Origin of the sequence: Haemophilus sp. Marseille-P9675 (genome assembly GCF_916862695.1) — a bacterium.
GTDB lineage: Bacteria > Pseudomonadota > Gammaproteobacteria > Enterobacterales > Pasteurellaceae > Haemophilus > Haemophilus haemolyticus_K.
On record NZ_CAKASP010000002.1, the window covers coordinates 177,931 to 201,694 of the forward strand.

21 protein-coding genes are annotated in these 23,764 nt (G+C 38.1%); 11 read left to right on the plus strand and 10 right to left on the minus strand.

Going from position 1 to position 23,764, the window contains the following annotated elements; genetic code table 11:
* Nucleotides 1-67 precede the first annotated feature (67 nt).
* The 4 genes from LIX50_RS04485 to LIX50_RS04500 all read left to right on the plus strand — a co-directional run bounded on the left by LIX50_RS04485 (nucleotide 68) and on the right by LIX50_RS04500 (nucleotide 5,224).
* The gene (locus LIX50_RS04485; protein ID WP_048953901.1) at nucleotides 68-1,918 is read left to right on the plus strand and encodes a TRAP transporter large permease subunit; all 1,851 of its coding nucleotides are present in this window, start codon (nucleotides 68-70) and stop codon (nucleotides 1,916-1,918) included.
* 123 nt (nucleotides 1,919-2,041) lie between these two features.
* Nucleotides 2,042-3,169 carry an N-acetylneuraminate epimerase gene (locus LIX50_RS04490; RefSeq protein ID WP_226385901.1) on the plus strand — a complete coding sequence of 376 codons (1,128 nt, stop codon included), beginning with the start codon at nucleotides 2,042-2,044 and terminating at the stop codon, nucleotides 3,167-3,169.
* A gap of 87 nt (nucleotides 3,170-3,256) precedes the next feature.
* Nucleotides 3,257-4,726 carry an N-acetylglucosamine-specific PTS transporter subunit IIBC gene (nagE, locus tag LIX50_RS04495; RefSeq protein ID WP_048953903.1) on the plus strand — a complete coding sequence of 490 codons (1,470 nt, stop codon included), beginning with the start codon at nucleotides 3,257-3,259 and terminating at the stop codon, nucleotides 4,724-4,726.
* A gap of 63 nt (nucleotides 4,727-4,789) precedes the next feature.
* Nucleotides 4,790-5,224: a methyltransferase family protein gene (locus LIX50_RS04500; RefSeq protein WP_048953904.1), complete on the plus strand. Its 435-nt coding sequence runs from the start codon at nucleotides 4,790-4,792 to the stop codon at nucleotides 5,222-5,224.
* A 43-nt stretch (nucleotides 5,225-5,267) separates the two neighbouring features.
* Here LIX50_RS04500 and hflC read toward each other — a convergent pair whose 3' ends face one another.
* From hflC to acpP, 5 genes are all read right to left on the minus strand, one after another.
* Nucleotides 5,268-6,155 (minus strand): protease modulator HflC, encoded by an 888-nt coding sequence (gene hflC / locus LIX50_RS04505; protein ID WP_046942512.1) that lies wholly within the window; start codon nucleotides 6,153-6,155, stop codon nucleotides 5,268-5,270.
* Nucleotides 6,155-7,390 carry an FtsH protease activity modulator HflK gene (hflK, locus tag LIX50_RS04510; protein ID WP_048953905.1) on the minus strand — a complete coding sequence of 412 codons (1,236 nt, stop codon included), beginning with the start codon at nucleotides 7,388-7,390 and terminating at the stop codon, nucleotides 6,155-6,157. The genes hflC and hflK overlap by 1 nt, the downstream gene beginning before the upstream one ends.
* Before the next feature lie 121 nt (nucleotides 7,391-7,511).
* A complete protein-coding gene (locus tag LIX50_RS04515) occupies nucleotides 7,512-8,219 on the minus strand; it encodes a 4'-phosphopantetheinyl transferase family protein (protein WP_048953906.1) in 708 nt (235 codons plus the stop codon).
* A gap of 60 nt (nucleotides 8,220-8,279) precedes the next feature.
* Nucleotides 8,280-9,611 carry an anaerobic C4-dicarboxylate transporter gene (locus LIX50_RS04520; RefSeq protein ID WP_048953953.1) on the minus strand — a complete coding sequence of 444 codons (1,332 nt, stop codon included), beginning with the start codon at nucleotides 9,609-9,611 and terminating at the stop codon, nucleotides 8,280-8,282.
* A gap of 203 nt (nucleotides 9,612-9,814) precedes the next feature.
* Nucleotides 9,815-10,045: an acyl carrier protein gene (gene acpP, locus LIX50_RS04525; protein ID WP_005627318.1), complete on the minus strand. Its 231-nt coding sequence runs from the start codon at nucleotides 10,043-10,045 to the stop codon at nucleotides 9,815-9,817.
* 376 nt (nucleotides 10,046-10,421) lie between these two features.
* On the opposite strand from acpP, the gene nudF reads away from it, so the two are divergent.
* Both nudF and cpdA read left to right on the plus strand, forming a co-directional pair.
* A complete protein-coding gene (nudF, locus tag LIX50_RS04530; RefSeq protein ID WP_048953907.1) occupies nucleotides 10,422-11,054 on the plus strand; it encodes an ADP-ribose diphosphatase in 633 nt (210 codons plus the stop codon).
* 9 nt (nucleotides 11,055-11,063) lie between these two features.
* The gene (gene cpdA, locus LIX50_RS04535; protein WP_048953908.1) at nucleotides 11,064-11,888 is read left to right on the plus strand and encodes a 3',5'-cyclic-AMP phosphodiesterase; all 825 of its coding nucleotides are present in this window, start codon (nucleotides 11,064-11,066) and stop codon (nucleotides 11,886-11,888) included.
* Between the two features lie 32 nt (nucleotides 11,889-11,920).
* On the opposite strand, the gene purN is transcribed toward cpdA, so the two are convergent.
* The 3 genes from purN to LIX50_RS04550 all read right to left on the minus strand — a co-directional run bounded on the left by purN (nucleotide 11,921) and on the right by LIX50_RS04550 (nucleotide 16,293).
* A complete protein-coding gene (gene purN / locus LIX50_RS04540) occupies nucleotides 11,921-12,559 on the minus strand; it encodes a phosphoribosylglycinamide formyltransferase (protein ID WP_048953909.1) in 639 nt (212 codons plus the stop codon).
* A 94-nt stretch (nucleotides 12,560-12,653) separates the two neighbouring features.
* A complete protein-coding gene (purM, locus tag LIX50_RS04545; protein WP_048953910.1) occupies nucleotides 12,654-13,691 on the minus strand; it encodes a phosphoribosylformylglycinamidine cyclo-ligase in 1,038 nt (345 codons plus the stop codon).
* A gap of 379 nt (nucleotides 13,692-14,070) precedes the next feature.
* Nucleotides 14,071-16,293: a FepA family TonB-dependent siderophore receptor gene (locus tag LIX50_RS04550; RefSeq protein WP_048953911.1), complete on the minus strand. Its 2,223-nt coding sequence runs from the start codon at nucleotides 16,291-16,293 to the stop codon at nucleotides 14,071-14,073.
* Between the two features lie 209 nt (nucleotides 16,294-16,502).
* Between LIX50_RS04550 and LIX50_RS04555 the strand changes: the two genes are divergently transcribed.
* The 4 genes from LIX50_RS04555 to ychF all read left to right on the plus strand — a co-directional run bounded on the left by LIX50_RS04555 (nucleotide 16,503) and on the right by ychF (nucleotide 20,409).
* Complete coding sequence (locus LIX50_RS04555; protein ID WP_048953912.1) at nucleotides 16,503-17,204, plus strand: 7-cyano-7-deazaguanine/7-aminomethyl-7-deazaguanine transporter; 702 nt, start codon at nucleotides 16,503-16,505, stop codon at nucleotides 17,202-17,204.
* Between the two features lie 47 nt (nucleotides 17,205-17,251).
* Nucleotides 17,252-18,559, plus strand: coding sequence for an MFS transporter (locus LIX50_RS04560; protein WP_048953913.1), 1,308 nt, complete (start codon nucleotides 17,252-17,254; stop codon nucleotides 18,557-18,559).
* Between the two features lie 126 nt (nucleotides 18,560-18,685).
* A complete protein-coding gene (pth, locus tag LIX50_RS04565; protein WP_048953914.1) occupies nucleotides 18,686-19,270 on the plus strand; it encodes an aminoacyl-tRNA hydrolase in 585 nt (194 codons plus the stop codon).
* A 47-nt stretch (nucleotides 19,271-19,317) separates the two neighbouring features.
* On the plus strand, nucleotides 19,318-20,409 hold the full coding sequence (gene ychF, locus LIX50_RS04570) for a redox-regulated ATPase YchF (RefSeq protein WP_048953915.1): 1,092 nt from the start codon (nucleotides 19,318-19,320) through the stop codon (nucleotides 20,407-20,409).
* Between the two features lie 85 nt (nucleotides 20,410-20,494).
* On the opposite strand, the gene mtr is transcribed toward ychF, so the two are convergent.
* Nucleotides 20,495-21,751, minus strand: a complete 1,257-nt coding sequence (mtr, locus tag LIX50_RS04575) for a tryptophan permease (RefSeq protein WP_048953916.1) — start codon at nucleotides 21,749-21,751, stop codon at nucleotides 20,495-20,497.
* Between the two features lie 140 nt (nucleotides 21,752-21,891).
* Between mtr and LIX50_RS04580 the strand changes: the two genes are divergently transcribed.
* The gene (locus LIX50_RS04580; protein WP_048953917.1) at nucleotides 21,892-22,662 is read left to right on the plus strand and encodes a M48 family metallopeptidase; all 771 of its coding nucleotides are present in this window, start codon (nucleotides 21,892-21,894) and stop codon (nucleotides 22,660-22,662) included.
* 87 nt (nucleotides 22,663-22,749) lie between these two features.
* Here the strand turns inward: LIX50_RS04580 and pfkA are convergent, their stop codons facing one another.
* Nucleotides 22,750-23,715 carry a 6-phosphofructokinase gene (pfkA, locus tag LIX50_RS04585; RefSeq protein ID WP_048953918.1) on the minus strand — a complete coding sequence of 322 codons (966 nt, stop codon included), beginning with the start codon at nucleotides 23,713-23,715 and terminating at the stop codon, nucleotides 22,750-22,752.
* Between the last annotated feature and the right edge of the window lie 49 nt (nucleotides 23,716-23,764).

The window sequence follows — 23,764 nt, forward strand, 5'->3', positions numbered from 1 at the left end:
TATTATATGCGCCAACAATTTGGTTGGCGTACTCATTTTCGTTCTCCACAATCTCTCGGAGTGAAGTATGAAATTTTTTAACAAACTTGAAGAATGGATTGGCGGTGCGCTATTCCTTGCCATCTTCGGTATTCTTGTTGCTCAAATCCTATTCCGCCAAGCTTTCCAATCACCATTAATTTGGAGTGAGGAACTCGCTAAATTATTGTTTGTATATGTAGGTATGCTCGGTATTAGTGTGGCTATCCGCAAACAAGAACACGTTTACATCGACTTCTTAACCAATTTAATGCCTGCTTCTGTCAAAAAAGTAACAAACTCTTTTGTACAGTTAATGATTTTCCTTGGCATTATTTTCTTTATCCATTTTGGTATTAAAACGTTCCTTGGTGCAGATTTCCCTATTGACGCATTAGGCGGAATTTCAGAGAAATGGATTTATGCTTCTCTGCCGATCATTTCTATCCTAATGTTAGTGCGCTTCTTCCAAGCTCAAGCAGACAATTTTAAAGAAGATAAAAGCTATTTACCGGCGACGTTCTTCATTATAAGTGCGGTCATTTTATTAGGCATTTTATTTACGTTCCCAGAGTGGTACAAAGTATTGCGCATCACAGAATATGTGAAATTTGGTTCTAACTCTGTATACGTTGCCCTAATATTCTGGCTGGTTATTATGTTCCTCGGTGTGCCAGTAGGTTGGTCATTATTTATTACCACATTACTTTATTTCTCAATGACCAGATGGAACGTAGTAAACGCAGCGGCTGAAAAACTGACCATGAGTTTAGATAGTTTCTCATTACTTGCTGTGCCGTTCTATATTCTAACGGGTATTTTAATGAATACTGGCGGTATCACAGAACGTATCTTTAACTTCGCAAAAGCCTTACTCGGTCACTACACTGGTGGTATGGGGCATGTAAATATTGGCGCAAGTTTATTGTTCTCAGGTATGTCAGGTTCTGCACTTGCTGATGCGGGTGGCTTAGGTCAGTTAGAAATCAAGGCTATGCGCGATGCAGGCTATGATGATGATATTTGTGGTGGTATCACTGCAGCATCTTGTATCATCGGTCCATTAGTTCCACCAAGTATCGCCATGATTATTTACGGTGTAATTGCCAACGAATCTATTGCGAAACTCTTCGTTGCAGGTTTTGTACCAGGCGTACTTGTAACGATTGCCTTGATGATCATGAACTACTACGTATCTAAAAAACGTGGTTATCCAAGAACACCAAAAGCAACTCGTGAAGAACTTTGCACATCATTCAAAAGAGCGTTCTGGGCAATTTTAACCCCATTACTCATCATCGGTGGTATCTTCTCTGGCTTATTTAGCCCAACAGAATCTGCCGTTGTTGCTGCAACTTACTCCGTCATCATTGGTAAATTCGTTTATAAAGAATTAACAATGAAAATGCTCTTTAATAGCTGCATTGAAGCTATGGCAATTACTGGTGTGGTTGCATTAATGATTATGACCGTGACCTTCTTCGGAGATATGATCGCACGTGAACAAGTTGCAATGCGTATAGCAGATATATTCGTTGCCGTAGCTGATTCTCCACTTATGGTATTAGTCATGATCAATGCCCTCTTGCTCTTCTTGGGTATGTTCATTGATGCATTAGCATTGCAATTCTTAGTGTTACCGATGTTAATTCCAATCGCAATGCAATTTAATATCGACTTAGTATTCTTCGGTGTAATGACTACCTTGAATATGATGATCGGTATCTTAACACCGCCAATGGGTATGGCTCTCTTTGTGGTGGCGCGTGTGGGTAATATGTCAGTATCCACTGTGACTAAAGGGGTGCTGCCGTTCTTAATACCGATATTCTTAACATTAGTATTAATTACGATTTTCCCACAAATCATTACTTTTGTACCAAATCTATTGATGTCTTAACACTAAAGTGCGGTTAAAAAAAGCAAGGCTTTTATAACCGCACTTTTTTTATAAAATAAATCCTATTCAATGCGGTTTTATGAATAGCAAACCATAAACATAACTTAATAAATGAGGTTTATTATGACATTGACAAAAACAGCATTATGCGCCGCACTTTTTGCAACTGTTGCATTTTCAGCTAACGCACAAGCCTATCCAGATTTACCAGTAGGTATCAAAAGCGGAACTGGCGCACTCATTGGCGATACCGTATATGTAGGCTTAGGTTCTGGTGGCAATAAATTCTATTCTTTAGATTTAAAAGATCTTGCTGCACAATGGAAAGAAATTGCTGCATTCCCTGGTGGTGAACGTAATCAACCTGTTGCAGCAGCCGTAGATGGAAAACTTTATGTATTCGGTGGTTTGCAAAAAAATGAAAAGGGCGAACTTCAACTTGTTAATGATGCTTACAGCTACAATCCAGCTGATAATACTTGGGTGAAACTTCCTACTCGCTCTCCGCGTGGTTTAGTCGGTTCAAGCAGCGCATCTCACGGTGATAAAGTTTATATTTTAGGTGGTTCTAACCTCTCTATATTTAATGGTTTCTTCCAAGACACCGTGGCAGCAGGTGAAGATAAAGCGAAAAAAGATGAAATCGCATCCGCTTATTTCGATCAACGCCCAGAAGATTATTTCTTCACAACAGAATTATTGAGCTATGAACCATCAACCAATAAATGGCGCAATGAAGGTCGTATTCCATTCTCTGGTCGTGCTGGTGCGGCATTCACCATCCAAGGTAATGACTTAGTGGTGGTTAATGGTGAAGTTAAACCAGGTCTTCGTACCGCAGAAACTCATCAAGGCAAATTTACTGCTAAAGGTGTGCAATGGAAAAACTTACCTGACTTACCTGCACCAAAAGGTAAATCACAAGATGGTTTAGCCGGTGCACTCGCAGGCTATAGCCATGGCCATTATTTAGTGACTGGTGGCGCAAACTTCCCTGGTTCAATTAAACAATTCAAGGAAGGCAAACTCCATGCGCATAAAGGTTTAACCAAAACATGGCATAACGAAGTTTATACTTTAAATAATGGTAAATGGAGTATCGTTGGCGAATTACCAATGAATATTGGCTATGGTTTCTCTGTGTCTTACAACAATAAAGTATTGCTCATCGGTGGTGAAACAGACGGTGGTAAAGCATTAACCAGCGTCAAAGCCATTAGCTACGATGGTAAAAAATTGACCGTTGAATAATTTGGCATAGAATAATGTGTAAGGCTTGAGGCAAGAATGGGCTCAAGCCTTTTGATTTCATCAAAATATAAAAATTAAGGAGATTATATGAGTGTACTTAGTTACGCACAAAAAATCGGTCAAGCCTTAATGGTGCCTGTGGCAGCCTTACCTGCTGCAGCATTATTAATGGGTATTGGCTATTGGATCGACCCAGATGGTTGGGGTGCAAACAGTCAATTAGCGGCATTATTAATTAAATCTGGTGCAGCAATTATTGACAACATGGGCTTACTCTTCGCTGTGGGCGTCGCGTTTGGGCTTGCAAAAGACAAACACGGTTCCGCCGCACTTTCAGGTCTTGTTGGTTTCTACGTAGTAACCACCCTACTTTCCCCTGCTGGTGTAGCACAATTACAACACATTGATATTAGTGAAGTACCTGCAGCATTCAAAAAAATCAATAACCAATTTATCGGGATTTTAATTGGTGTGATTTCAGCTGAACTTTACAACCGTTTCTATCAAGTTGAATTACCAAAAGCACTTTCGTTCTTTAGCGGGAAACGCCTCGTCCCCATTTTGGTTTCTTTCGTGATGATCGCCGTATCATTTGCCTTACTCTATATTTGGCCTCATATTTTCAACGCGCTCGTTTCATTTGGTGAATCCATCAAAGATTTAGGTGCGGTAGGTGCGGGCATCTACGGTTTCTTCAACCGTTTATTAATTCCTGTTGGCTTACATCATGCCTTAAACTCTGTATTCTGGTTTGACGTAGCGGGTATCAACGATATTCCAAACTTCTTGGGCGGGGCTAAATCCATTGCCGAAGGCACTGCCACTGTAGGTGTTACTGGTATGTATCAAGCTGGTTTCTTCCCAGTGATGATGTTTGGTTTACCAGGTGCTGCTCTTGCAATTTATCACTGCGCAAAACCAAATCAAAAAGTACAAGTGGCCTCAATTATGCTTGCGGGTGCATTAGCCTCTTTCTTTACAGGGATCACCGAACCGCTTGAATTCTCATTCATGTTTGTTGCGCCTGTACTTTATGTATTGCATGCATTATTAACGGGTATCTCTGTATTCATTTCAGCCACCATGCACTGGATTGCGGGATTCGGCTTTAGTGCTGGTTTAGTGGATATGGTACTTTCTAGCCGCAACCCACTTGCCGTTAGCTGGTATATGTTACTTGTACAAGGTATTGTATTCTTTGCTATCTATTATTTTGTGTTTCGTTTTGCAATTAATGCCTTTAATCTCAAAACGCTGGGACGTGAAGATAAAGCAGAAGTAGAAACAGTTACAGCCCCAACACAAAGCAACCAATCTCGCGAAGAAAGAGCGGTGAAATTTATCGCTGCTTTAGGTGGTTCAGAAAACTTCAAAACTGTGGATGCTTGCATCACTCGTTTACGCTTAACTTTAGTTGACCATCACAATATTAATGAAGATCAACTTAAAGCGCTTGGTTCAAAAGGTAATGTAAAATTAGGTAATGATGGATTACAAGTCATTTTAGGGCCTGAAGCTGAACTTATGGCAGAAGCGATTAAAGCAAAATTAAAATAAATTTTGACCGCACTTTACATGCCGTCTATCACTAGGCGGCATTTTTATTAATGAGATTTAGCGATGTTATTTATTCCACCACCTCTACTCTGTTTATTAATTGGCACAGCAATGTATTTTTTGCCAAAAGTAGCGAGTTATTCTGTCCATTTTGCAGTTATTGCCTTTGTCATTACTCTTTCATTTTTGATTGCTGGAGGCAGTGTGCTTCAATTTTTTATCCGCAAAACAACCATCAATCCTCATGACTTTAAACACACAACACAATTAGTTTCTACAGGCATATTTCAATTTAGCCGTAATCCAATGTATTTAAGTTTGCTGTTAATGTTAATTGCGTGGTCTCTTTGGTTGGGTAATAGTTTAGCTTGGTTAGGCGTGCTTGCCTTTATACTAGTTATGAATCGCTTTCAAATAGCCCGAGAAGAAGCCTATTTGGAAAGTAAATTTGGCGATGAATATCGTCTTTACAAACAAAAAGTAAGACGCTGGCTATAAAAAAAACACCTTCACAAGGAAGGTGTTTTTATCAATTTAAAATCTATTTCTTCGGTGCCTGCATAAAGCGGAAGAAATCACTATCCGGTTTTAAAATCATCATATTGTCAGAATTTGCAAAACTTGCTTCATAGGCTTTTAAGCTACGCACAAAACTGAAGAATTGTGGCTCTTGTGCAAAAGCATCTGAATATAATTTTGCCGCCGCGGCATCGCCTGAGCCTCGTAATTCTTGTGCAGTTTTATTTGCATTAGCAAGAATCAACGTCACTTTACGATCTACATCAGCTTGGATAAATGCAGCTTTTTCTTTACCTTGAGAACGGTGTTCACGCGCGACTGCATCACGTTCTGCACGCATACGTTGGTAAATTGAAGAAGACACTTCGTCTGGTAAATTAATTTGTTTTACACGCACATCAATTACTTCAATACCCAATTCTGCCGTACTGTCTTGCCCTGAATTTAAAGCTTTTTTTGCCCCTTCCATTAATTCACCGCGCGTACCAGAAACGATATCTTTAATGGTTCTTGTACCAATTTCAGAACGCAAACGATCGTTTACTTTACGGCTTAACAAGCTTGAAGCTTGAGTATAATCGCCACCACCAGTAGATGTGTAGAATCGACCAAAATCACTAATTTTCCATTTCACATAAGAATCCACTAGCAAATCTTTTTTCTCAACAGTAACAAAACGTGTTGCTGATCCATCTAAAGTACGAATACGTGCATCTAAAACTTTAATGCTATCAATCAAAGGCACTTTAAAATGCAAACCTGGTTCATAGACAACCACTTTGTTATCTGCATCACGTTGTACTTTGTTGAATCGCAACATAATACCGCGAGTACCTTCCGTCACGACCACGACACTGGAATACACCACTGCCGCAATGACAAAAATAGCTGGTAATAAAAATTTACGCATTAGTTAAATCTCCCTTGGCGAATCGGCTCAACAGTGCTTGGTAGTTGGCTTGAAGAATGATTAATACGCTCTGGCTGTGATAAAACAGGCGCAGATTCTACCGCTCTTTCTGTTACGGCTGGCGCTTTAGCTGATAGTTTTTTACCCATAATTTGTTCTAACGGTAACACAGTTAAATTGTTACCATTATTGCCATCAAGCATCACTTTTGGCGTATTTGCCATGACTTTTTCCATGGTTTGAATATATAAACGCTCACGCAGTAAATCTGGTGCAGCTTTAAATTCAGGCAACAAACGCTGCAAACGTTCCACTTCACCTCGTGCATCTAACACAATACGATCTTTATAAGCTGTCGCTTCTTCAATAATACGTTGTGCATCACCACGCGCAATCGGCTCTTTCTCTCGGGCATAGGCTTCCGCTTCACGAATGAAACGTTGTTCATCTTCTTGTGCTTTAATCGCATCATCAAAGGCATCTTTTACTTCTTCAGGTGGGCGCGCAGATTGGAAGTTCACATCAATCACCTCAAGTCCCATATCATAGGATTTGATAATGTCATTTAATGCTTTCCACGTATCTTCACGAACAACCGCACGACCTGTTGTTAAAATATCATTCATTGACATATGACCGATCACATAACGCAATGCACTATCAGTCGCTTGACCTAGACTGTCATCCGCATTCGTCACACTAAAACGATATTTAGCAGGATCTTGCACACGATATTGCACAGTCATTTCCACACGAACCATATTTTCATCTTTAGTCAGCATTGAACCTTGCGTACGAAGTTCTTTAACTTGCTCGACATTCACCGGCAATACTTTATCTACAAATGTTGGTTTCCAGTTCAAACCTGGTTGAACAATAGAATGTAATTCACCAAAACGAAGCACCACACCACGCTCAGCCTCTTTAATGGTGTAGAAACCACTTACGCCCCAAATAATCGCACCGATGGCAACAGCAAGCGGCACCACTTTTCCAAAATTAAATGGCGTACTGTTTTGAGAACTACCATTATTTTGACCGCTCTTTTTATTTCCACCACCTAATTTTCTGAGAAGGTTATTAAAAATCTCCTCAATATCTGGCGGAGATTGTTCTTGATTCCCACGATTTTGATTGTTATTCCATCCATTATTATTGGATGAATTTCCCGGCTGTTGGTCGTTGCTTTGCCCTGGTTTACTCCAAGGATCGCGATCTGAACCGTTCTGTGACATTTCATTCTCCATTTGTCAAAAAATTGTTAAGAGTTTAGCTAAATAAATGGGGCGCGTCTATGAAAATGCAAGGCTTTTTAGGCAATAAAAAATCCTTGATTTTACACAAGGATTTTCTTGATTAATTCACCTCATAAAGAACGCATTTTTGAAGTTCTTTTATCTGTAAACTTTCACCACTCCACTCATAAAAGTGCGGTAATTTTTCTTGATGATTGACAAAAGCGGCTAAATAAATAGGGAGTTCATCAGTAAACCACAACTGCCCCTGCGGACAATAATCTGAAAAAATTTTTTGTTGTTCAGGGAAATGACGAACATTGGATAATTTTACGATCCCAAATCCTTGAGATTTCAATACAGCCTCTCGCAAACACCAACAGCGATAAAAAGCCTTCAAAGAATCCTGCTGATGATGAAACCAATCAATTTCTTCTTTTGGTGCAATATGTTCCATCAACGCCGTAAAATTTCTTATTTTAGGAAATTCAATATCAATTCCCACCGCACTTTTTTCTTCATTTCTAATATCTAATATTACTGCTACCCAATCACCAGAATGGCTAATATTAAAATCTATTCGCTCATCAATAAAATAAGGTCTGCCACTTTCGGTACGTTGAATTTGAGATAAAAGTGAGGTAGATTTTCCTGCTATTTTTAGAAGTTGGAAAAGTAATAAGTGAGCAAGCTGACGACACTGATGACGCTGAAAAACACGCGAGCTATCCGTTTCAGTTTGATATAGATTTTCTGGAATCAGTGCATAGGGTAAGGATTCCAAAGAAAAAGGTTGATTTATATTGCCGTAGGCGATGTAGGTTGTCATAAAAATAAAAGCACCATTCAAAGGTGCTTTTATATTAAAAGGATTTAGTTTATGTGTAAATTAGCGAATCACTAATTCCGCCACAGAAACACCGACTAAGCAAGCAACAACAACCCCAATTAAACCTGGCACCATGAAACTGTGGTTAAAATAATATTTACCAATTTTTGTTGTACCCGTTACGTCAAAGTTTACTGTTGCAATGTCTGATGGATAATTTGGGATGAAGAAATAGGCATAAGTTGCTGGCATCAAACCAACCAAGATTGGTGCTGGAATACCTAAACCAATACCAACTGGTAATAACATTACAGCTGTTGCTGCTTGGCTGTTAATTACGACAGAAACTGCAAATAATGCCAATGCAAATGTCCAAGGATAAGCTTGAACCATATCAGTAATCGCGGCTTTAAACTCTGGCATTGCATATTGGAAGTAAGTATCGCTCATCCAAGCAATACCATAAATCGCAATAGCAGCCACCATACCAGACTTAAATACCACGCCATTTGGCACGATTTGAGGATTTGTTTTCGTTGCAAGTAAAATCACACCACCAAAGCAAAGCATCATCATTTGGATGATTAGCGACATGGAAATTGCTTTTCCGCTACCGATAGTACGAATTTCAGGAATCATCGCAATCGCAACAATCACAACTAATGCTAATAAGAACAAATAAACTGATTTTTTAGCACCTTGTGGAAGGGCTTCATTCAATGTTGTGCTTGTGGTATTTAAAATACGTTCGCTCCATACGGGATCTTGTAAACGACGTTGATATTCAGGATCTTGTTCTAACTCTTTACCACGACGCATACTATATAAAGAAAGCGCTATCGTACCCGCTAAAGTCGCAGGAACAGTCACACAAATAATATCTAACAAACTAATATGCTCAAAACCAGGCATTGCAGTAATTTTACCTAAATAGAAGACAACAGCTGCAGAGAGTGGGCTAGATGTGATTGCTAATTGAGATGCCACCGAAGACGCTGCCATTGGGCGCTCTGGACGGATTTTATTTTTCAATGCAACATCGCCGATGATTGGCATGATTGTGTAAACTGAGTGACCAGTACCAAGCATAAATGTTAATAAATACACGACCAATGGGCCTAGTAACGTTACACGTTTTGGATTTTTACGGAGAATGCGTTCAGCAATTTGTAACATAAATTTCAAACCGCCTGCAGCTTCAAGTACGGATGCACAAGTCACTACTGCAAGAATGATGAGCATTACATCAATCGGTGCTTTCCCTACTGGCATACGGAATACGAAAACTTCGATAGCAAGACCGATACCAGACACAACACCTAATCCGATACCACCGTAACGGCTTCCCATATAAAGCATTAATAATAGGAATAAAAATTCTAAATAAAGCATAAGTACCTCAAAAATAAAAAAACTGTAAAAATAATACCCTTTTTGAGGCATAAAACTAAATCTTTTTAAATTTTAGAGCAAGAATTTTATTAAAAGGTAATTCAGATCAATTTTACAATGCAGGAATAAGAGAAAAGTGCGGTGATTTGAGAAAGAAATTTTTGAAAAAAATTAGGCGACTTAAAAAGTCGCCCAACTTGAAATTATTGATTGTTTTGCACGTAGTCAATCGCAGATTGAACAGTTGTGATTTTTTCAGCTTCTTCATCTGGAATTTCGATATCGAATTCTTCTTCTAAAGCCATTACTAATTCAACTGTGTCTAAAGAGTCCGCACCTAAATCTTCAACGAAAGAAGCTTCAGATTTAACATCTTCTTCTTTAACACCTAATTGTTCAACGATGATTTTTTTCACGCGTTCTTCAATACTCATTTGTTTTTCCTATTTTGTTGGTTTTAACTCATAAAAGAGCGGTTAGTGTATGTATTTTTTATCAACTTGCAACTATTTTATAGGCTGGTCGCACCACGAAATAGACAATAAAAAAACATACACCGAGAAAAAAGCTGCATAGCACGTCTGATTCTATCACTATCTATCACACTTTACCACATTCTATAGTCTGAATTTTACTGGCTGTTCTAGATAACGACTAAAAACAGGAAAGGTGATTATCAATGAATATTTTCTGCTCAATACCTAATAATATTTTGTGACTCACTTCAAACTTTCAGTAAAAAGTAAGCCCGTTCTATTTTTTTTATCATCTTTTAAGCGTATTATCTCCAGAGAAGTATTGGAGAAAAAGATGTCTGACATTCAACAATTTAGTCAAGAAGATATGGAAATTGTGGCGGAAAAAACGCTATATAAAGGCTTTTTCACGCTAAAACAAATTCAATTTAAACATAAGCTATTTGCTGGTGGTGAAAGCGAGATTGTCACGCGAGAGTTACTCATTAAAGGTGCTGCTTCTGCAGTTATTGCCTATGATCCTAAAGCTGATTCTGTCGTTTTAGTTGAACAAGTACGTATTGGTGCAGCTTATCACCCTGAACGCATGCGTTCACCTTGGTTGCTCGAATTAATTGCGGGCATGGTGGAGAAAGATGAAAAACCAGAGGAAGTCGCTTTACGTGAAAGCAAAGAAGAAGCAGGAATAACCGTAAAAAATTTGACTCATTGCTTAAGTGTTTGGGATAGCCCAGGTGGCACGGTAGAAAGGCTTCATTTATTTGTTGGAAAGGTAGATAGCTCACAAGCAAAAGGCATTCACGGCTTGGCTGATGAGAATGAAGACATTCGCGTACATGTTGTAAAGCGCGAGCAAGCGTATCAATGGATGTGCGAGGGGAAAATTGATAACGGCATTGCGGTCATTGGATTGCAGTGGCTTCAATTAAATTATGCTCAATTACAAAAACGTTGGTTACGTAATTAGGTGGCATCGATGAAAAATACCTTTGTCTATCAAACAGAGAAATCTATCATAAAATTATTACAAATTACTGATCCGCATTTATTCAAAGAAAAAGAAACTGCCCTTTTGGGTGTAAATACACAAGCAAGCTTTACTCAAGTATTAAAAGAAATCCAACAAGAAAATAATACTTTTGATATTATCCTTGCTACTGGTGATCTGGTTCAAGATGGGAGTGATGAGGGATACCGCCGTTTTGTAGAAATGGTGACGCCTCTAAATAAACCTATTTTTTGGATACCAGGTAACCATGATTTTCAACCTAAAATGGTAGAACACCTAAACAAAACACCAATAGAAAGTGCAAAGCATCTTTTATTGGGTAAATATTGGCAAGCATTATTATTGGATAGTCAAGTTTATGGTGTTCCTCATGGTCAGCTCAGCCAACACCAATTAAATTTATTAGAAGAAAAACTTGCACAACATCCTAATCGCTATACGTTGGTAGTTCTACATCACCACTTATTACCAACAAATTCTGCTTGGCTTGATCAACATAACTTGCGCAATTCACATGAACTGGCAGAAGTACTTGGGAAATTTAGCAATGTAAAAGGTATTTTGTATGGGCATATTCATCAAGAAGTTAATGCTCTTTGGAATGGCTACCAAGTAATGGCAACACCTGCCACAAGTATCCAGTTTAAACCGGATAGCCATCATTTTACACTGGATAATCTACAACCTGGTTGGCGTGAAATTGAGCTACATGAAAATGGTTCAATTTACACTCAAGTAAAGCGGATCCAAGAAGCTCAATTTTTACCTAATATGCAAGAAGAAGGCTACTAATACATAAAACGACAGAATAAACTCTGTCGTTTTTAATTATTTGCATAGCCTTGCTCTGGTAAAGGAATATCATCCAAATAAGCCACGCCATTTTGAAGCTTTAAACGATTTTCCATAAACCATTTCACCACGATCAGATAAATACGATATTCCTGTTCACGAGTACGAGCTTCAATAACTTCCACCGTATCATTATCAAAAATAGGCACCTTGGCTTGTAATATAATTGCACCATTATCAACTTCCTCATTGACAAAATGTACTGTCGTACCGTGCTCTCTATCGCCTGCGTCTAAAGCTTTTTGATAAGTATTCAAGCCCGGATATTTAGGTAAAAGTGAAGGATGAATATTAATAATCTTTCCCTCAAAACGTTGTATAAACTCAGGTGTCAGGATTTTCATATAACCAGCCAGCACAATTAAATCAACATCAAATTTATCCAACTCATCAGCAATAGATTGATCCATTGCCAAATTGCTCTCAAAATTATTGCGTAAAAAAACACGTGAAAAAATACCCGCACTTTTAGCCCGAATTAAACCAAAAATATTTGCTTTATTGCTTATAACACAAACAATTTCCGCGGGTATTTGCTGTGTTTGGCAAGCATCAATTATCGCTTGTAAATTATTACCTTGACCAGAAATTAGAACAGCGATTTTTTTCATAATATTATCGATAAAATAGTATAAAGTTTCAGTTTTAATATCTAAAACATAAGGGCAGATATAAAATCTGCCCCTAAACCCGAATAATAATATGCTATAAGATCACAACCTTTTCATCATTTTCTTTAGCATCTTCTATGTGGCCAATTAACCACGCATCCTCACCAGCTTGTTTTAATATCGCCAATGCTGTATCAATTTGATCTTGAGGTAAAGCTATTACCATTCCAACACCACAATTAAAAGTGCGGTACATTTCATAGGTATCAATATTGCCATTTTCTTGTAACCATTTAAAGATTGCAGGCCATTGCCAACTTTTTTCGCTGATGACCGCTTTAGCATTTTTGGGCAAAACACGAGGAATATTTTCCCAAAAGCCTCCACCAGTTAAATGCGCAATAGCATGAACATTGACTTGTTTAACTAAAGCTAATACTGATTTCACATAGATTTTGGTTGGAGCAAGTAAATGTTCAATCAATGGCTTTCCTTCAAGCAGCGCTGTCGCTGGATTAACATCTGCAACCTCAATAACTTTACGTACCAAAGAATACCCATTGGAATGTGGTCCACTAGAGCCTAATGCAATTAAAGCATCTCCATGACGTACTTGACTACCATCAATTATTTCAGATCTTTCCACTACACCTACGCAGAAGCCAGCCAAATCATAATCACCTTCGTGATACATACCAGGCATTTCAGCTGTTTCACCACCCACTAAAGCACAACCAGCCTCTACACAACCATCTGCAATACCTTTCACTACATCTGTAGCTATATTTACTTCAAGTTTACCCGTGGCATAATAATCTAAGAAAAACAGCGGTTCGGCACCTTGCACAACTAAATCATTCACACACATAGCAACTAAATCTACACCAATCGTATCGTGTTTTTTTAAATCAATTGCTAAACGCAACTTCGTACCAACTCCATCTGTGCCAGAAACTAAAATAGGTTCTTTATATTTACTTGGAATTGAACATAGGGCACCGAACCCACCTAATCCACCAATAACTTCTGGCCGCGTTGTGCGTTTTACTTCCGGTTTAATTCGGTCAACCAAGGTATTGCCAGCATTAATATCTACACCGGCATCTTTATAGCTTAATGATGGTTTACTCACTATTTTTTCCTATTGAAATATTGGAGAAATAAAATCTAAACTGATTTTAACAGGTTAAGCAAACGTTTGCGATAAAATTTTTATGCTTCAATAATAAAAAATCTGCACCTCAAAAGTTTCCTAAGTTAAGGCTCTTGAGGTGCAGATAGCTATGAGTATTGAATAATGAAAAATTAATCCAGAATGTATAATTTACATTAAAGCGAATATCACGACCAGGTTCAGGCAATGTTGACACACCAGCACGTTGGCTGTGGCTTCGATAATATTTGTTATTTATTTTGCGTATTAAATCAAAATCTCTTTGCGTTTTTGTGATCTAAGTTGGCTACACATAAAAAAGCCCTGCATAAACAGGGCTTGAATCATTTTTTCTTACTTAGAAAGTATATTTTACTGTTGCATAATAAGCGCGACCTTGCTCATTGTAAGTGCTTGCTCCATTATTTTTACGATAAATACGTTTATCAAATAAGTTGCTCACACCAATACGCACACTAATCGTATCTTTCCAGTTATAGCCTGCACTTACCCCCCAAACGGCATAACTACCGATTTCAGTTGAGTTAGCTAATGCTGCCGCATTTTCCATTCTAATCTCTTTTACTTTACGACCAGTTTGTTTGCCATATTGTGTATAAGTCAGCATTGCGTCAAAACCGGCTGTAATCTGATAGCTCAAGCTAGAATTTAACGTATATTTCGGCACAATAGAAAGCGGATTGCCCGTATCTTTATTTTTGGTTTTGTGCATATAAGTGAAGTTATTAACCCAAGATAATTTATTCTCGATTAATGGTAAGGTTAAATTTCCCTCTAGACCTTCAACAAGTGCTCGATTCGCATTACTCCATTGGTATACTTCATTTTTATTGGATGTCACACCAATAAGCTTATCTGATGGCACAATTTTGTTACGGTAATCGTTACGGAAATATGTAATAGATGCAAGATAACCGTCTTTATTGTATTCCACTCCAATCTCTTTATTCCAGCTAGTTTCTGGTTTCAAATCTTCATTACCTTGGAAATAACATGCATAATCACCTGCGGTTGGGCAACCTTGACCACGTGTATAAAGTAAGTAGTTTGGATTAGTTTGATAAAGATTTGGTGCTTTATAAGCTCTAGCAATTCCACCTTTTACATTCACATTATCTGTGACAGCATACAGGAAATTAAGCCCACCACTCACATTCGATCCCGAATAACTATTATGATCATAACGAGCTGAAGGTGTTAAAATAAGCTTATCAGTCACCGAAACATTATCTTCTAGGAAAATAGCCCATTCGGTCTGGCTAGAATAACCACCGCGATTTTTTGTAATACCTGGGAATGATTCTGTTGGGTCTTTTTTTACTATTCTGTTTCTTTTCCCATTAGCATCCGTCACAAAAATCACTTGTTCTCCAAGATTTTGTGTCATTGACTGCTTATCATCTAAGGTGCTATGTGTACCTTCAAATCCCAAGGTAACCATGTGTTCTACACCAAGTGTAAGTGGAATATAGAATTCTGAACTAAAACGCGTATTTTTTAAAATTGAGTCAGTAAAACCTGTAGTGCTGGTATAACTTCCTTCTGGACCACCGGCTAATCCTTCAGGTAATCGGCTATTTTTAGTCTTATCAAATGCAATGTAAGTTTTGTTATCAAAATGATCAAACTTACCTTCATAAGTTAACGCATAATTTTGTCGGTATAAACGAGCAGTTTCCGCCTTTGAGCTAGCAAGTTGTCTGGTATAAGGTGCTTTAATACTATTGTAAAGATCAGTCGCACTATTTTGTGTATCACCGTTATAAATATTACCTTGGCGACTAAAGCCAGAATCCAAGGTTAATTTATTTTTCTCATTGATATTCCACACTAAACGGCCATTAATGTCTTTATTACGTACACCTTCACGACCAGCAATCGCAGGATTGCCATTAATACCGACTTCATCCGCTTGAGTTTTATTCCAGTTACCATATAAACGGAATTGCAATACGTCTTTAATTAACGCTCCGCTTAGATTAAAACCGACACGGTTCGTTGCGCCTTCATCGCTGTCTTCTGGTTGGTTGGTGTAATAACTTAAGCTACCGTGTAAATCATTGGTAACAGGTTTAGTGATGATATTAACTACCCCACCCATTGCACCTGAGCCATAGCGTGCTGCTGAAGGACCACGTAATACTTCAATTTTTTCAATCGCTTCAACCGGCACCCAGTTGCTGTCGCCACGAGAATTACGTTCACCACGTACACCATAACGCTCTGCATTACGAGAGGTAACAGGTTTCCCGTCCACTAAAATCAATGTATTTTCAGGTCCCATACCACGAATATCAATTTGACGTTTATTACCACGTTGTCCGGTGGAAGAATTACCCGTTAAATTCACACCAGGCATGGTACGTAATACTTCAGAAACATCATTTGTCGCAGGGCGTTTCTCTAAATCTTTTGCAGTAACAAGAGAAGAACCAAGTGATTGTTTTACCTGATTCTCAGCAGTAATTTTAATTTCATCTAAAGATTCGGTCTGATTTGCATAGCTAACAGTTGCAATAAAAACAGATAAAGGCAGTAATGCAAATTTAGTTTTTTTCATATTATTTCCTTAAGCAGATAATTGATAAAAATTATCGTTTTTTTTTGTATTTTCTGTCAAGTAATAAATTTCATAGAAAAAATGAAAATTTTTGTCATGCTATTTCGCTGATACTATCTTGCAATCCCAATAAATCTGCGTATTATCTACCGCCTCATTTGAACATCTCGGGTTCCCTCACCCCGATTCTTAGGTTAAAAAGGTATAAAATGAAATTAAATACACCAATCTTTAATGCACAACAAAAATATCGAGCCGTTATTTGGCTGAGTTTTTTTCATATTCTGATCATTGCAGCTAGCAATTATTTTGTGCAGGTTCCTTTCGAAATAACGTTAAAATTAACCGCACTTGGTGCAGCCAATGATTTTTCTTTTCATAGCACCTGGGGAACCCTCACTTTTCCTTTTATATTTTTAGCAACAGATCTCACAGTGCGCGTATTTGGTGCAAAAGATGCGCGGAAAATTATTTTCATTGTTATGTTTCCGGCATTAATTGTCAGTTATGTTGTCTCTGTTTTATTTTCCGAAAGCCAATTCCAAGGCTTTAACGCATTAGCCCAATTTAATATATTTGTATTTCGCATCGCAATTGCCAGCTTTGCCGCTTATGTCGTTGGACAATTATTAGATGTCATCGTATTCAACCGTTTACGCCAATTAAAAACATGGTGGATAGCACCAACTAGCTCAATGACATTTGGCTCCATGGCTGATACGTTCGTCTTCTTCAGCGTTGCATTCTATGAAAGTGCCGATCCATTTATGGCTGAACACTGGGCTCAACTTGGTTTTGTCGATTATTTATTTAAGCTATTTGTCGGTATTATGCTATTTGTGCCAGCTTATGGCATTGTGCTAAATATGATCTTGCGAAAACTGCAAAAACTTACCGCTGCGCACCTTTAATGTAGCAATATGCACATGATCTTTTATAACAACAAAAAGGAACAATAATGACACAACATTCTCTTTCTCTTCGAGAAAAAATTGAACAAAGCCCGATGAGCGGTTATCAATGGTTAATTGTCGTGATGGCTGCCATTATGAACTTATTAGATGGCTTTGATGTCCTCGCACTTGCCTTTACTGCAACGGCCATTCGTGGCGAATTTAGTCTATCTGGCATAGAGTTAGGTTATTTATTAAGTGCGGGTTTATTTGGCATGACGGCGGGATCACTTTTCCTTGCTCCACTAGCAGATAAAATCGGTCGCCGCCCATTACTTTTAATTGCGGTATTTTTATCAGCTGTTGGTATGTTAGGTTCAGCATTTATTGCCCAATATGAAATGCTCGGTTTCTGGCGAGTCATTACAGGCCTTGGTGTAGGTGGAATTTTAGTTGGAACCAATGTGATTACCAGTGAATATTCATCAAAAAAATGGCGTAGTTTTGCCATTAGTGTATACGCTGCTGGTTTTGGTATTGGTGCCGTATTGGGTGGAATGTTTTCCGTTATGCTACAAAGTGAGTATGGCTGGCGCTCCGTCTTTTTAGCAGGAGCGATTTTAACCGCCTTATGCTTTCTTATTTTGCTTATTTGGTTACCTGAATCAATTGATTTCTTAACGAACAAGCAGCCTAGAAATGCAGAAATACGCTTAAATATGATAGCCCAAAAAATTGGTTTAGGTGAAGGATGGGTATTACCATCTAAAATAGAAAAAACAAAAACTAAATTACCTATTACTCAGTTATTCAGTGAAAAATACTTGCGTTCAACCTTATTAATTTGGACTTCGTTTTTTGCCATTATGTTCAGCTTCTATTTTGTCAGCTCATGGACACCTGCCCTACTAAAAGAGGCTGGAATGACCACCGAACAAAGTGTTAGTGTAGGCATGATGATCTCACTAGGCGGAACCTGTGGCGCATTAATTTATGGCTTACTTGCAAGTCGTTGGACGGCCCGTTCTGTATTAATTTTATTTACCCTATTATCTTCTGCATCGGTGATGTTATTTATTGGTTCAGCCTCTATTTTATGGTTAGCAATGGTATTCGGCATTCTTGTTGGCGCATTAATGAATGGATGTATTAGCGGATTATATACATTAAATCCACTCACCTATGATGCTGATATTCGTGGTACTGGTGTAGGTTGGTCGATCGGTGTTGGGCGTATTGGCGCAATTTTAGCCCCTACTGTTGCAGGTAAACTTTTAGATAGTGGTTGGGAAAAACAAAATTTATATATTGGTGTTGGATTTGTCCTCTTAATTTCCACTATTGCCCTCTTCTCTTTAAAACGTCGCCATTAATCAAATCTCCCGCTCACTTGAGCGGGTTTTCTTTGATATAACAGTCTTTACCAATACAGACTATCCTTTCAAAACATTCTCTTTTTCGCTACAATACGCCACTATTTTTTACATCATCAAATAAAAATGTCAGAAATAAAACTTATTGTTGGTTTAGGAAATCCTGGCGATAAATATACCGATACACGCCACAATGCGGGCGAATGGCTTATTGAACGCTTGGCACGTCGTTTTAACGTTTCGCTAAATCCAGAAAGTAAATTCTTCGGAAAAACTGCCCGCACTTTAGTGAATGGAAAAGAAGTGCGCCTTTTAGTACCGACAACTTTTATGAATTTAAGCGGTAAAGCGGTTGGGGCATTGGCAAGTTTTTACCGTATTAAACCTGAAGAAATTTTAGTGATTCATGATGAATTAGATTTACCGCCAGGCACAGCAAAACTCAAACAAGGTGGCGGGCACGGTGGACACAACGGCTTAAAAGATATTGTGGCTCAACTAGGCAATAACAATGATTTCTACCGTTTACGTATTGGCATTGGGCATCCTGGCCATCGTGATTTAGTGGCAGGTTACGTCTTAAATAAACCCTCACCAGCAGATCGCGATGCACTTGAAAAAGTGCTAGATGAAGCGACTGATTGTATAGAAATGATTTTCAAAGATGGAATGGTCAAAGCGACCAACCGTTTAAACAGTTTTAAAATTTAAAAGTGCGGTTACTTTTACAACCGTTTTACTCAAAATAAGGAAAAATTATGGGATTCAAATGTGGTATTGTGGGATTGCCAAATGTCGGCAAATCTACTCTTTTTAACGCGCTCACTAAAGCTGGTATTGAAGCCGCAAACTATCCATTCTGTACTATCGAACCAAATACTGGTGTCGTGCCAATGCCAGATCCGCGTTTAGATGCATTGGCAGAAATCGTTAAGCCTGAACGCGTATTGCCTACCACGATGGAATTTGTGGACATCGCAGGCTTAGTTGCGGGAGCAAGTAAAGGTGAAGGCTTAGGTAACAAATTCCTCGCTAATATTCGTGAAACCGATGCGATCGGTCACGTCGTTCGTTGCTTTGAAAATGACGATATTGTGCACGTTGCGGGGAAAATTGACCCACAAGATGACATTGATACCATCAATACCGAATTAGCCTTAGCAGACTTAGACAGCTGTGAACGTGCGATCCAACGTTTACAAAAACGTGCAAAAGGTGGCGATAAAGAGGCTAAATTTGAACTTTCTGTTATGGAAAAAATCCTCCCTGTACTTGAAAATGCGGGAATGATTCGCTCTGTTGGATTAGACAAAGAAGAATTGCAAGCAATTAAGAGTTACAACTTCTTAACTTTAAAACCAACAATGTATATCGCAAACGTAAATGAAGATGGTTTTGAAAATAACCCATATTTAGATCGCGTTCGTGAAATTGCTGCAAAAGAAGGTGCAGTTGTTGTTCCTGTATGTGCGGCAATTGAATCTGAAATTGCGGAACTTGATGATGAAGAAAAAGTCGAATTTTTACAAGATTTAGGCATTGAAGAACCAGGATTGAACCGCGTAATTCGTGCGGGTTACGCACTTTTAAATCTTCAAACTTATTTCACTGCTGGCGTAAAAGAAGTACGAGCTTGGACTGTTTCAGTTGGTGCAACCGCACCAAAAGCAGCAGCAGTAATCCACACCGACTTTGAAAAAGGCTTTATCCGAGCAGAAGTTATCGCTTACGAAGACTTTATCCAATTCAACGGCGAAAACGGTGCAAAAGAAGCAGGTAAATGGCGCTTAGAAGGTAAAGAGTACGTCGTACAAGATGGCGATGTGATGCATTTCCGTTTTAACGTGTAAGCCGTCAATATCACTCTATTAAAAATTTATATGGTCGATAAACAAAATTATCGACCATTTTATTTAATTCTAATATCTTTTAATACTAGCCTGTAAAGCTAGATAACCATCCCAAATTTATACCCACTTGAGCAATTATATTTAATAATCCAAACAAAATAATAAAGCCAATCATCATACTTCCCCCATAGACTTTATAATCTGCCATTGGAAATTTTTTACGACTTGCACGAACCAATAAGGCAGGCACAATAGCGGCCCAAATCGTTGCAGCAAGCCCAGCATAACCAATCGCAATCACAAATCCATAGGGAAATTGGAGGCTTAACAACAAAGGCGGAATAAATGTCACTATCGTTGTTTTTGTTCGTCCGAGAAAGCTATCATCAAACTTTAATAAATCAGCAATATAATCAAATAACCCTAATGTTACCCCTAAAAATGAACTTGCAATCGCCATATAAGCAAAAAAATTCAGAATAATCGCGATATAATCAGTTTCAATATATTTATGTAACGCTTCCAGTAAAGCAGACACATCACCGCCTTTTTCTATTACTGGTGCAAATTCTGTACGCGGTAAATTACCTTGAATCGCTAATTGCCATAAAATATAAATAACGAGAGCTAAACTGGTTCCAATAAAAATTGCTCTCATTACTCGCTGAGCATCTCGATTATAATATTTCACTAAGCTTGGTACATTGCCATGAAATCCAAAAGAGACTAAACACACAGGAAGTGCGGTCAATATATAAGGTAAATATTGCTGTTCACCAGAGCTTACGGTATTCAATAACACCTCTGTTTTTACCGAACTAAGCAATCCCGTCGTTGAAAGAAAAAAAGCAACAACCATTCCCGCAATTAAAACCGTCGTAAATCGATCTACGGCTTTTGTAGAAAACCAAACGAATACAGCCAAAACAACACAAAAAATTAAGGAACCTGAAGTACGCCCAATTTCTACCGCACTTTCTGGTGATCTCAAAAATTGATTTAATAAACTTTGCGTAATACCACCACCAGAAGTTATATAGGCATAAGTTAAAATATAAAGAACAAAAGCAACCGATAAGCCATTTATAAGATTCCATCCCTTGCCTAGCAAATCTTTCACAATCGTATCAAAGCTTGCGCCCGTCGGATAATGCAAGTTAGCCTCTAGAATCATTAATCCTGACGTAGTCATACAAAACCAGGTATAAATCAAAGCTAAAATGGAACCAATAAACCATACACCAGCTGTTGAAGTTGGATTGGCTAACATACCTGCACCAATTGCTGTTCCGGCAATAATCATCGCTCCACCAAGCAAAGAAGGATGTTTTTTTTGTGTCATAATCTTTTCTCAAAATAAAAATTCGCACTATTATAGTAGTGCAATGATAAAACGCAATATTTTATCTCTCGTAAAATGGTTACAATATCCCTATAATCAATCTATATTGTTTACTAGATATTTTTATAAGATTATTCAATATGCTTAAAGACTATAAAAAGCCGTTTTTTATCCTTCTCAACTCTTTTGTTCTTGCTGCTTGCGTAAGTTCAGCTGAAGTTAACCAACAATCAGAACACAACTACACTCAAGAAATTAATAAAATGAAAGTAAGAGGTAAAATAGACTATAGCTCCACAACAGCAAAACGTATTCACTCAATCTTTGAAAAAATGGTGCCTTATGCGGATCGTGAAAATCACACTAATCTGCCTTTCAAATGGCAAATAAATGTTATTAAATCGGATCAACTCAATGCATGGGCAATGCCTGGTGGAAAAATGGCATTCTATACAGGATTAGTGGATCGTTTAAAACTTACTAATGATGAAATCGCGACTGTTATGGGACATGAAATGGCACATGCATTAAAAGAACATGGTAAATCTCAAACAAATTTTGGAATAGTCACCAATATTGCTGCACAGCTTACTCATGTAGCTCTTTCAACAACCATTGGAGAAGAGGCTAGCGGATTGGCTGTCGGATTAGTAAAAGATTACGCTTTAGATAAACCTTATTCACGTAGTGCAGAAACAGAAGCAGATGAAGTTGGATTAATGTTAATGGCTAAATCAGGTTTTAATCCTCAGGCTGCGCCAGGGCTATGGGATAAAATGAAAACGGCATCTGACCATACAGGTGGTGTATTGGCAGCACTGTCATCAACGCATCCTACTGATGAGTCTCGACAAGAAAATTTGAGACGTTTATTGCCGAAAGCGATTGAACTTTATAAAAGTTCTAAGTAGATAGAATAGACTAATCAAATTCTATTATTAACCCTGAAATATAAAAAAACAGGCACAATATGCGCCTGCTCAAGATAAAATAAAAGATTATTCTAAACGTTTTGCTACTTCTAACCAATCAGCTTTAAACTCACGTTGCATATTGTTAATAGCATCAATGATATCATGATGAACAAGTCGTTCATTTTGAATTCCCACGCAATAACCACCTTTGCCTTGAAGTAACAAATCAACGGCATATGCGCCCATACGAGATGCAAGTATTCTATCAAATGCACAAGGTGAACCACCACGCTGAATGTGACCTAATACGGTTGCACGAGTTTCATGCCCTACACGCGCTTCGATTTCTTTCGCAAGAGAATGCACATCAGTTAATAGTTCTGTAATCGCAATAATTGCGTGACGTTTACCACGGATAATACTACGTTCTATTTGTTGAATAAGTTCTTCTCGATTAAATTCAACTTCTGACGCCACAATATATTCACATCCGCCCGCAATCCCCGCAGAAATTGTTAAGTCACTACAATGGCGTCCCATAATCTCTACAATTGAAATACGTTGATGAGAACTTGATGTATCACGTAAGCGGTCGATAGCATCAACAGCTGTTTGCAAAGCAGTTTGATAACCAATTGTATAATCAGTACCCGCTACATCATTATCAATCGTACCAGGCAAACCAACACAAGGAAAACCATGCTCTTCTGTTAATAATTTTGCCCCCATATAAGATCCATCACCACCAATAACAACTAATGCATCAATATCATGAGAACGCAAAATTTCCGCACATTTTGCTCTTACAGTAGAATCTTTAAATTCAGGAAAACGGGCGGAACCTAAAAACGTACCGCCTCGATTAATAATATCAGAAACACTATAACGGTTTAGTTGTTTAATTTTATTATTAAATAAACCTTGATAACCATCATATATTCCAAACACTTCCAAGCCTTCGGCAAGTGCTGAACGAACAACCCCTCTGATTGCTGCATTCATACCTGGCGCATCGCCTCCACTTGTTAATACTGCAATTTTTTTAATCATAATTTTCTACTTCTAATCTCAATTGAAAATGCTGTTAAGATTACACCAT

Excerpts from the sequence above, each read along its gene's own strand:
- LIX50_RS04485 (WP_048953901.1), top strand. The coding sequence starts at position 68 with ATGAAATTTTTTAACAAACTTGAAGAATGGATTGGCGGTGCGCTATTC.
- LIX50_RS04490 (WP_226385901.1), top strand. The coding sequence starts at position 2,042 with ATGACATTGACAAAAACAGCATTATGCGCCGCACTTTTTGCAACTGTT.
- nagE (WP_048953903.1), top strand. The coding sequence starts at position 3,257 with ATGAGTGTACTTAGTTACGCACAAAAAATCGGTCAAGCCTTAATGGTG.
- LIX50_RS04500 (WP_048953904.1), top strand. The coding sequence starts at position 4,790 with ATGTTATTTATTCCACCACCTCTACTCTGTTTATTAATTGGCACAGCA.
- hflC (WP_046942512.1), bottom strand. The coding sequence starts at position 6,155 with ATGCGTAAATTTTTATTACCAGCTATTTTTGTCATTGCGGCAGTGGTG.
- hflK (WP_048953905.1), bottom strand. The coding sequence starts at position 7,390 with ATGTCACAGAACGGTTCAGATCGCGATCCTTGGAGTAAACCAGGGCAA.
- LIX50_RS04515 (WP_048953906.1), bottom strand. The coding sequence starts at position 8,219 with ATGACAACCTACATCGCCTACGGCAATATAAATCAACCTTTTTCTTTG.
- LIX50_RS04520 (WP_048953953.1), bottom strand. The coding sequence starts at position 9,611 with ATGCTTTATTTAGAATTTTTATTCCTATTATTAATGCTTTATATGGGA.
- acpP (WP_005627318.1), bottom strand. The coding sequence starts at position 10,045 with ATGAGTATTGAAGAACGCGTGAAAAAAATCATCGTTGAACAATTAGGT.
- nudF (WP_048953907.1), top strand. The coding sequence starts at position 10,422 with ATGTCTGACATTCAACAATTTAGTCAAGAAGATATGGAAATTGTGGCG.
- cpdA (WP_048953908.1), top strand. The coding sequence starts at position 11,064 with ATGAAAAATACCTTTGTCTATCAAACAGAGAAATCTATCATAAAATTA.
- purN (WP_048953909.1), bottom strand. The coding sequence starts at position 12,559 with ATGAAAAAAATCGCTGTTCTAATTTCTGGTCAAGGTAATAATTTACAA.
- LIX50_RS04550 (WP_048953911.1), bottom strand. The coding sequence starts at position 16,293 with ATGAAAAAAACTAAATTTGCATTACTGCCTTTATCTGTTTTTATTGCA.
- LIX50_RS04555 (WP_048953912.1), top strand. The coding sequence starts at position 16,503 with ATGAAATTAAATACACCAATCTTTAATGCACAACAAAAATATCGAGCC.
- LIX50_RS04560 (WP_048953913.1), top strand. The coding sequence starts at position 17,252 with ATGACACAACATTCTCTTTCTCTTCGAGAAAAAATTGAACAAAGCCCG.
- pth (WP_048953914.1), top strand. The coding sequence starts at position 18,686 with ATGTCAGAAATAAAACTTATTGTTGGTTTAGGAAATCCTGGCGATAAA.
- ychF (WP_048953915.1), top strand. The coding sequence starts at position 19,318 with ATGGGATTCAAATGTGGTATTGTGGGATTGCCAAATGTCGGCAAATCT.
- mtr (WP_048953916.1), bottom strand. The coding sequence starts at position 21,751 with ATGACACAAAAAAAACATCCTTCTTTGCTTGGTGGAGCGATGATTATT.
- LIX50_RS04580 (WP_048953917.1), top strand. The coding sequence starts at position 21,892 with ATGCTTAAAGACTATAAAAAGCCGTTTTTTATCCTTCTCAACTCTTTT.
- pfkA (WP_048953918.1), bottom strand. The coding sequence starts at position 23,715 with ATGATTAAAAAAATTGCAGTATTAACAAGTGGAGGCGATGCGCCAGGT.